The organism is Vibrio sp. 1069, from assembly GCF_033340555.1.
Genome location: NZ_JAWOWP010000442.1, coordinates 1 through 668, shown reverse-complemented (window position 1 = coordinate 668; position 668 = coordinate 1). Strand labels below are relative to the sequence as shown.

1 protein-coding gene is annotated in these 668 nt (G+C 47.2%); it reads left to right on the top strand.

The genetic code is table 11. The annotated features are described in order from the left end of the window. Window positions 1-11 precede the first annotated feature (11 nt). The gene (locus tag R7040_RS27015) at window positions 12-593 is read left to right on the top strand and encodes a sugar transferase (protein ID WP_411978217.1); all 582 of its coding nucleotides are present in this window, start codon (window positions 12-14) and stop codon (window positions 591-593) included. Window positions 594-668: the final 75 nt, after the last annotated feature.

The window sequence follows — 668 nt, the reverse complement described above, 5'->3', positions numbered from 1 at the left end:
CGTTTGATGTAATGGTTGCGCTGTTGATTCTGCTAGTAACCGCGCCACTGTTTCCGTTCATTGCTCTTGCCATCAAGGTCAGCTCAAAAGGCCCAGTGATTTATCGTCAACTGCGTGTTGGTCGCTGCACACCAGAGAAGATGGATCTGTTTCAAATCATGAAGTTTCGCACGATGTACATCGATGCAGAACAACGCTCAGGTGCCGTTTGGGCAACCGAAAATGATCCACGCATTACCCCGGTCGGCCGATTTTTACGTAAGACTCGTCTCGATGAGTTACCGCAGCTATTCAATGTATTGAAAGGTGAAATGTCTATGATTGGCCCTCGCCCTGAGCGACCTGCCTTTTATCAAAAGTTGGAAGATGAAATTCCCTACTTTGTAGAGCGCACATACGGCGTACTGCCAGGTATTACAGGCTTGGCGCAAGTAAACCAAGGTTACGATGCTTGCATTGAAGACGTGAGAAGAAAAGTTGGTTTTGACCACAGCTATGCACTAAGCCTTGGGTCGTTTTACTCGTGGATCACGATGGATCTTTCTATCATGAGCAAAACGCTTATCGTAATGATTGATGGACGCGGCCAGTAATGCTTCGAGTCTATTTTATTACTCTTGCCACTGGCGACGCATCCTCTCGATTGTCGCTGGTGGCACATTCTCAAT